Source organism: Streptomyces sp. NPDC060027 (assembly GCF_042737005.1).
GTDB lineage: Bacteria > Actinomycetota > Actinomycetes > Streptomycetales > Streptomycetaceae > Streptomyces.
In genome coordinates, this window is sequence record NZ_JBHWVI010000314.1 from 1 (window position 1) to 7,587 (window position 7,587).

At 72.4% G+C, this 7,587-nt stretch carries 6 protein-coding genes; 4 read left to right on the top strand and 2 right to left on the bottom strand.

Annotated elements, in window-relative coordinates; all coding sequences use genetic code 11:
- The first annotated feature begins 391 nt into the window (after positions 1–391).
- Complete coding sequence (locus tag ACFWBT_RS40005; RefSeq protein ID WP_385708892.1) at positions 392–1,060, top strand: HAD family hydrolase; 669 nt, start codon at positions 392–394, stop codon at positions 1,058–1,060.
- A 466-nt stretch (positions 1,061–1,526) separates the two neighbouring features.
- On the opposite strand, the gene ACFWBT_RS40010 is transcribed toward ACFWBT_RS40005, so the two are convergent.
- On the bottom strand, positions 1,527–2,771 hold the full coding sequence (locus ACFWBT_RS40010) for a peptidoglycan-binding protein (RefSeq protein ID WP_385708895.1): 1,245 nt from the start codon (positions 2,769–2,771) through the stop codon (positions 1,527–1,529).
- 383 nt (positions 2,772–3,154) lie between these two features.
- Here ACFWBT_RS40010 and ACFWBT_RS40015 point away from each other — a divergent pair, with 383 nt between their 5' ends.
- Positions 3,155–5,113 (top strand): MDR family MFS transporter, encoded by a 1,959-nt coding sequence (locus tag ACFWBT_RS40015; protein ID WP_385708906.1) that lies wholly within the window; start codon positions 3,155–3,157, stop codon positions 5,111–5,113.
- Between the two features lie 3 nt (positions 5,114–5,116).
- Here ACFWBT_RS40015 and ACFWBT_RS40020 read toward each other — a convergent pair whose 3' ends face one another.
- Positions 5,117–5,638 carry a GNAT family N-acetyltransferase gene (locus tag ACFWBT_RS40020; RefSeq protein ID WP_385708898.1) on the bottom strand — a complete coding sequence of 174 codons (522 nt, stop codon included), beginning with the start codon at positions 5,636–5,638 and terminating at the stop codon, positions 5,117–5,119.
- 238 nt (positions 5,639–5,876) lie between these two features.
- Between ACFWBT_RS40020 and ACFWBT_RS40025 the strand changes: the two genes are divergently transcribed.
- Together ACFWBT_RS40025 and ACFWBT_RS40030 are read left to right on the top strand one after the other, a co-directional pair.
- Entirely contained in the window at positions 5,877–6,686 is an 810-nt protein-coding gene (locus ACFWBT_RS40025; protein ID WP_385708901.1) for a hypothetical protein, read from the top strand.
- Between the two features lie 14 nt (positions 6,687–6,700).
- Complete coding sequence (locus ACFWBT_RS40030; RefSeq protein WP_385708904.1) at positions 6,701–7,528, top strand: hypothetical protein; 828 nt, start codon at positions 6,701–6,703, stop codon at positions 7,526–7,528.
- Positions 7,529–7,587 lie beyond the last annotated feature (59 nt).

Sequence of the window (7,587 nt, forward strand, 5' to 3'; positions counted from 1 at the left end):
GATCAGACGTGGGCTACCTGTGCGAACTGCTGCTCGATCCGCACGTAAGCGACGGACATAGGGATGTACCGGCACGGCCCCTCCCGTGCGTGGACGGGTGCGGGTGCGCGGGGGCTTGGGGGTCGTCGTCCCGCCCGCGATGTACGGCCCCTGCTGTGTGTGGACGGGGGTGGGTGCTTCGTGGGTTCGGGGGCGTCGTCCCGCCCATGTGTTGATGTTGTCCGTTTCAACCGTTTCGACCATTTCATGCGTAGGGGGCGGTGGCGTTGGGGGAGGTTGTTTTGTATGTTGTAGGAACAAAGTGGTTCCCGCCCGCACCTCCCTGACCGGCGGGCGGGGCCGCCTTGTTTCCCGGGGGGCATGTTGGACCTCCCTATCTGCGCCTTGGAGCATGCCGATGACGACGGCCACCACCGTTCTGACCGCCCGCGCCTTCCTGCTCGACATGGACGGCACCCTCGTCAACTCGGACGTCGTCGTCGAGCGCTGCTGGCGCGGCTGGGCCGACCGGCACGGGCTGGACGGGGACGAGGTCATGAAGGTCGTCCACGGCAGGCAGGGGTACGCCTCGATGGCGGTCCTGCTGCCGGACCGGCCCATGGAGCAGAACTACGCGGACAACGCGCGGATGCTGGCCGAGGAGACCGCCGACATGGAGGGCGTCGTCGCGATTCCGGGAGCGCCGGAGTTCCTCGCCTCCCTCGCCGGAGTGCCGCACGCGCTCGTCACCTCCGCGGACGTGGCGCTGTCGACCGGGCGGATGGCCGCGGCCGGGCTCGGACTTCCCGACGTGCGCGTCACCGCCGAGTCGGTCGGTGCCAGCAAGCCCGACCCCGAGGGCTTCCTGAAGGGCGCGGCCGAGCTGGGCGTCGCACCCGAGGACTGTGTTGTTTTCGAGGACTCCGGGGCGGGGATCGAGGCGGGGCGGGCCGCCGGAATGCGGGTCGTCGGGGTCGGTCCTCGGGCGGGATTCCACGGGCCGGATGTGCTCGTACGTGATCTGACCGAGGTCCGGGTCGAGGCCCTCACGGACGGGACAGTTCGCCTTCACATCGGCTGAGAACAGTTCGCCTTCACATTGGCTGAGAGGTGTCTTCGCGTCGGCGGCCGGGGGGATTCTCGCCCCCTCCGCCCCGTACCTGGGGCTCCGCCCCGTACCTGGGGCTCCGCCCCGTACCTGGGTCTCCGCCCCGTACCTGGGTCTCCGCCCCGTACCTGGGTCTCCGCCCCGTACCTGGGTCTCCGCCCCGTACCTGGGGCTCCGCCCCAGCCCCCGCTCCTCAAACGCCGGAGATGCTGAATCTTCACCACGAAGCACCCGCACCCGTCCGCGCACGGGAGGGGCCGTGCCGGTACATCCCTGATGTCCGTCGCTTACGTTCGGATCGAGCAGCAGTTCGCACAGGTAGCCCACGTCTGATCCAGCGGCGACGGACTGGGATGTACCGGCACGGCCCCGACCCACCCACCGGCCCGCAGGCACCGGACCGGCGCCGCACCGGCACCGGACCCGAACCCGACGCCGGTCACGGCTCGGTCGTCTCCGCCTCCAGGCTTGCCCGGGTGGCGGTGCCGTAGACCCCCGGCTCGTCCCCCGAGATGCCCCGCGCCCACTGGTACCAGCGCACCGCGTCCTCGAGGCGGCGGTCGAACCGGCCGTCGGCGCTGCGCATGTACATCCTCAGCTGGGTCATCCGCAGCTGGAGTTCGGTCACCTCGGGGCCGCTGTCGCCGCGTCGCAGGGTCTGCGCGGCCACTCCGTTCGAACCACTGCCCGTGGACGCCGCCGATCCTGTCGCGGTCGCGGTCGCCTTCGCGCTCGGGGACGTGGACGCGGGGGTCGACGTGGCCGACCGGGACGGTGTCGCCGAGGTGTCCGACTCGGACGCCGACGGCGACGGGCTCGCGCTCAGGGAGGAGGCCGGAGCCGACGGCGACGAAGACGTGGCGGACGTGCTCGCGGACGGAGACCCCGAGGTCTTGTCGGACAGCACCTCCGGCGCGCTCGCGCGGACGTCCTTCGGCAGTGCCCCGTCCCGCGCGGGAGTGTCGTACGACAGCAGTCCGCTCGCGAACCCCGCCGCGGCCACCATCGTGACCACGACTCCGGCGACGGCGATGACCCCGGTTCGCCGGCTGCGCCCCGGTCGATCGGAGGCCGAGGCCCCCGATCCGGCATCGAGGGAGCGGTCCTGGAAGAGGCGGACGTCGGTGGCACGCGCCTCCGACGGAAGCGCCTTCAGCCGCATGGTCGCGTCGGCCGGAACGGCGTTCAGCTGCATGGTCGCGTCGGCCGGAACGGCGTTCAGCCGCATGGTGGAAGAGGCGGCGTCCTCTCCGTGCGTCGGCGGCATCGGTATGCCGCCGGCCGGCGTGGCCCCGTTCGGCCACGCGTCGTCGCCGTTCACCGGCGCCGTGCCGTTCGGAGGCGCTCCAGGGCCGTCCAGTGGCGTGGAGGCGCCCCCCGGGGCCCAGGAGTCCGCCCCTGCGGTCCAGGCGGCGGGACCGGGGTCGCCCGGGACCGCCGGGTCCGGACGGCCCGCGTTCGCACCGGGCAACTGGCCCCCTCCGGGATGCCCGGAATGCTCCGGGCCCAACTCCACGTAGGGCCGGATGCGCAGCGGGTTGAAGTCCTCCGTCGCCGCGGCCTCCGCCGTGCGCGCGTCACGCAGGGCGTCGGACGCCCTGCTGGTGCAGGAGCAGGACGGGGTGCCGTCCTGTGCCCGGTGTGCGGCGCACTCGGGGCAGACATGCCCGGTCGGTTCAGTCACGAGTGGGTCCCTCCCCCTGAGATTTCCAGAGATTATCCGGACGACCTTCATACAACCTTCAAGCAGCCCCCCGGAATGCAGGATTCCGGTGCGGCTCGACAGGCCATAACCGGACACACCGATCAGGATGGAGGGTGACCGGGACCCTCGGGGCTCAGGGAGGCCGCATGACCGGGGACGCGCACGGTTCGGACACGCCGGCCGGCCGGGGGACGGAAGGCGCGGACGAGCCGACCGGCGTCGGTACGGGCGGCCCGACCGGCCTGCACGAGTCGATCGAGGTGAGCGAGTCCGCGGTGCGGCGCCGCACGGCGGCCGCCACCGACGCCCGCGACACGGTGCACGGCAGCGTCTTCGTGTCCATCGGCGCGCTGCTGCTCGGCATGCTGCTCGCCGCGCTGGACCAGACGATCGTCTCCACCGCCCTGCCGACCATCGTCAGCGATCTCGGAGGCCTGGATCATCTGTCCTGGGTGGTCACGGCGTATCTGCTCGCGTCGACGGCGGCCACCCCGCTGTGGGGCAAGCTCGGTGACCAGTACGGCCGCAAGAAGCTGTTCCAGACGGCGATCGTGATCTTCCTGATCGGATCGGCGCTGTGCGGCATGTCGCAGAACATGGGCGAGCTGATCGCCTTCCGGGCGTTGCAGGGGCTCGGCGGCGGCGGGCTGATGGTGCTGTCGATGGCGATCGTCGGCGATCTCGTCCCGCCGCGTGAACGGGGCAAGTACCAGGGGCTGTTCGGCGCGGTGTTCGGTGCGACGAGCGTGCTGGGGCCGTTGCTCGGCGGACTGTTCACGGAACATCTCAGCTGGCGCTGGGTCTTCTACATCAACCTCCCCGTCGGCGTCGTCGCGCTCGCGGTGATCGCGGCGGTCCTGCACATCCCGAAGAAGTCGGCCCGGCACGTCATCGACTACTTCGGTACGTTCCTGATCGCCGCCGTCGCCACCTGCCTGGTCCTGGTGGCCTCGCTGGGCGGCACCACCTGGGACTGGGACTCGCCGCAGATCATCGCTCTCGCCGTCCTCGGCGTGGTTCTCGCCGTCGCCTTCGTCGTGGTGGAGCGGCGCGCGGCCGAACCCGTGCTGCCGCTCAAGCTGTTCCGTGTCCACACGTTCACGCTCTCCGCGATCATCAGCTTCATCGTCGGCTTCGCGATGTTCGGCGCGATGACCTACCTGCCGACGTTCCTCCAGGTCGTGCAGGGCGTGTCGCCCACGATGTCCGGCGTGCACATGCTGCCGATGGTGTTCGGGCTGCTGCTGTCGTCCACGGCCTCCGGCCAGATCGTCAGCCGTACCGGCCGCTGGAAGGTGTTCCCGATCGCCGGCACCGGGATCACCGCCCTCGGCCTGCTCCTGCTGCACCAACTGGACGAGAACAGCGGCACGGGCGAGATGAGCGCGTACTTCTTCGTCTTCGGCCTGGGCCTCGGCCTGGTCATGCAGGTGCTGGTCCTGATCGTGCAGAACGCCGTGTCGTACGAGGACCTTGGCGTCGCCACCTCCGGCGCGACCTTCTTCCGGTCCATCGGCGCCTCGTTCGGCGTCGCGATCTTCGGCACGGTCTTCGCGAGCCGCCTCGGCGACAACCTGACGAAGACGCTGGGCGGGCAGCAACTGCCCCCCGGCATCACCACGGACTCCCTGAAGGCCGACCCGAAGGGGATCGGCCAACTGCCCGCCGATCTGCAGCAGCCCGTCCTGCACGCGTACGCGACGTCGATCACGGACGTCTTCCTGTACGCCGCCCCGGTGGCCCTGCTCGGCTTCGTCCTGGCCTGGTTCCTGCGCGAGGACAAGCTGCGCGCCTCCGTCACGGCCCCCGATGTCACGGAGACGCTCGCCAGCAACCCGGTCGAGCGGTCGTCGTACGACGAGGTGTGCCGGGCGCTGTCCGTGCTCGGCACCCGGGAGGGGCGCCGGGAGATCTACGAGAGGATCACCGCGCGCGCGGGCTACGACCTGCTGCCGGCGGCGAGCTGGCTGGTGCTGCGGATCAAGAAGTACGGGTGGGCGGAGCCCGCTCTCCTCGCCGAGCGCAATGTCGTGCCCCTGGACGTCGTCCTGGCCGCCACGCGTCAGGTCGAGGAACGCCGGCTCGCCCGCCGCGAGGGCCTGGACCTGGTCCTGACCGACGCGGGGCACGAGGCCGCCGGGAAGCTGTCCCGGGCGCGCGAGGAGTCCCTCGCCGAGCTCCTCGGCGACTGGTGGGGGCCGGACCGCCCGACCGACCTCACCCAGCTGGTCGCGGAGCTGAACGACGAGATGTGCGGCTCCGACGCGGAGCGGCCCCACGAGCGCACGCTGCTCGGCCGGCCCCAGGGAGAGATGGGCTGAGCGTCAGCCGGTCAGGTCCTTGCGGAACCAGTGCTCGGCGTAGACCTCGTCGTTGTGCGCCGCGGTCTCCTCGTAGCCGTGCCGCGCGTACAGCGCCCGCGCCTCGACGAGGTCGCCGCGGGTGTCGAGGACCAGCCGCCGGGCGCCCAGGCCGCGAGCGGCCTCCTCGGCCGCCGCCAGCAGGAGGGACGCGCCGCCCTTGCCGCGCAGGTCCTCCCGGACGAAGACGCGGCGCAGCTCGCCCGTGGTGGCGTCGACCATCCGTACCCCCGCCGTGCCGCCGGGCTCACCGTCGTACCGTGCGACGAGCAGCACACCCGTCGGCGGCGCGAACTCGCCGCCGGTGTGCGCGGCGATCTCCCGCTCCAGTTCGCCGGGATCCGTCGTACGCCCTTCGTGCAGCAGGTACCACCGGTCGCTGACCTCCGTGTAGTACGCCCGCCAGAGCGCGGCGGCGACGGGGGAGTCGAAGGGTTCGGGGGCCACGCTCCAGGAAGCGGGCGGGCCGGAAGGCGATCGGGTCATGCGGGTCATTGTCGTCAGGCGCCTCCCCCGGCGCGCAACCGGATTGCGGCGTGGTCCCGAACAGGTCGACGAGGGGCGGGCGTTGCCGGTGCTGTCGGGTGGGCGACGGACGGGCCGTCGGCGTGCGGCCGGTGCCGGGTCGCGGCGGTCGCGCCGTGCGGGGGCCGTTTGAGGAGCGTCTTCCGGGCAACCCGGTGCAGGAACCGGCCCGTTGGGTCGAGAACCCCGGAAGGCACCCATGTCCACAGGCGTGATCATCGCTCTGATCGTGATCGTGGCGGCCGTTGCCGTTGTCGCGGCCGCCCTGCTGCTCCTCAACCGAAGGCCGCCCGGCGGGCGCACCCTGCGGCGGCGCTTCGGACCGGAGTACGACCGAACCGTCGCCCGGCACGACGGCGACACCAAGGCCGCCGAACGCGACCTCACCGAGCGGGTGAAGCTGCACGGTTCGCTGCGCGAGCGGCCGCTCGAACCCGCGGCCCGCGAACGGTACGCGGCAGGCTGGACGGCAGCCCAGGAACGCTTCGTCGACTCGCCGCAGGAAGCGGTGGCCGAGGCCGACCGGCTGCTCGGTGAGCTGGCCGGCGCGCGTGGGTTCCCCGACGAGGGCCGTTACGAGGAGCAGGTCTCCGCGCTCTCCGTGCACCACGGACACCATGTCCACGGCTACCGCCGCGTGCACCGTGCCGCGCTGGCCCGTACCGGCGGAGGCCAGAACGGCGCCGCCGACACCGAGCAGATGCGCGAGGCGATGCTGGAGGCCCGCGCGCTCTTCGACGACCTGCTGACCCCGACCCGTCAGGACAACGCCCCCGACCGCGCGCGCGGCACGGACGACGTGAGCGAGCCGCGTCCCGCTCACCCGGAGCGCAGCAGGCGGTTCGGCATGAACAAGGACGCCCGGAGCCCCGAGCCCGCGGAGGCGACGGAGAGCACCGCGCGCGCCCAGCGCACCGAGCGCACCGAGACCACCGAGAACTCCACCCCCGACACCCGCTCCCACCACCTGCCCTGGTCCTTCACCAGGCGTCAGGCGAAGGGGAGTTGAGGAAGGTGAGCACCATGAAGCCAGACCAGGATCCCGAGCGGACCCCCTCCCGCGAGCCGGGTGCGATGAAAGGCCGTGTGACACCGGTACCCGCCGAGCGCTCCCGGGACGACCGGGCGATGGCCGGCGAGGGCACGGCGGACCGCGCGAAAGAGAACCGCGGGGAGGCCGAGGAAGTGTCGCGCCGCGAGGCCCTGAAGGGCCATGTCGACACCGCGTCCGCCGACTCCGCCCCGGGCGACCGGGCGGGGACCGGTGACGGCGTGGCGGCCCGGACGACCGGGGCCGGTGCGCCGGACCGCGAGGCCGCGGGTGTCTCCTCCGACGAGCGCGCGAAGCCGCGTGCCGACCGTACGGGCCGCGCGGACGCCGGCGACCCGTCGCGCGAGACCGGCAGCCCCGCGGTGCCCGCCATGCCCCGTGGCGCCGACGCGGTGCGCCGCGACGGTGAGCGCCGCGACGGTGAGCGGCGGGACGCCGGGGGAGCGCTCCCCAAGGGCGGCCCGGCGGACACCGAGGGCCGCGCGGACACGCGGGCGGAAGGCGGTTCCGGGCACGACGAGCGGCTGCTGCCGTTGGACGAGCACGACAAGTTCTCGCTGCGGATGCGGCACGCGGTCGGCGGGTTCGTCGATGGACCGCAGGCATCCGTGGAGGAGGCCGACCATGTGCTGGAGGAGCTCGCGGGCCGGTTCACGGAGGCCGTGACCCGGCGCCGGCGCGCCCTGCGTACGTCCTGGCAGTCCGGCGGCGAGGGCAAGGCGGCGGACTCCGACACGGAGCGGCTCCGGCTCGCCCTGCGGGACTACCGCGAGATGACCGAGCGGCTCCTGAAGCTCTGAGCGGGCTCGGACACCTCTCTGTTCGCCGGTGAGGCCGCGCCCCGGACCATGTTCCGGGG

Coding starts and splice junctions, on each gene's coding strand:
- ACFWBT_RS40025 (WP_385708901.1), top strand. CDS start 5,877: ATGTCCACAGGCGTGATCATCGCTCTGATCGTGATCGTGGCGGCCGTT.
- ACFWBT_RS40020 (WP_385708898.1), bottom strand. CDS start 5,638: ATGACCCGATCGCCTTCCGGCCCGCCCGCTTCCTGGAGCGTGGCCCCC.
- ACFWBT_RS40015 (WP_385708906.1), top strand. CDS start 3,155: ATGCTGCTCGCCGCGCTGGACCAGACGATCGTCTCCACCGCCCTGCCG.
- ACFWBT_RS40005 (WP_385708892.1), top strand. CDS start 392: ATGCCGATGACGACGGCCACCACCGTTCTGACCGCCCGCGCCTTCCTG.
- ACFWBT_RS40030 (WP_385708904.1), top strand. CDS start 6,701: ATGAAGCCAGACCAGGATCCCGAGCGGACCCCCTCCCGCGAGCCGGGT.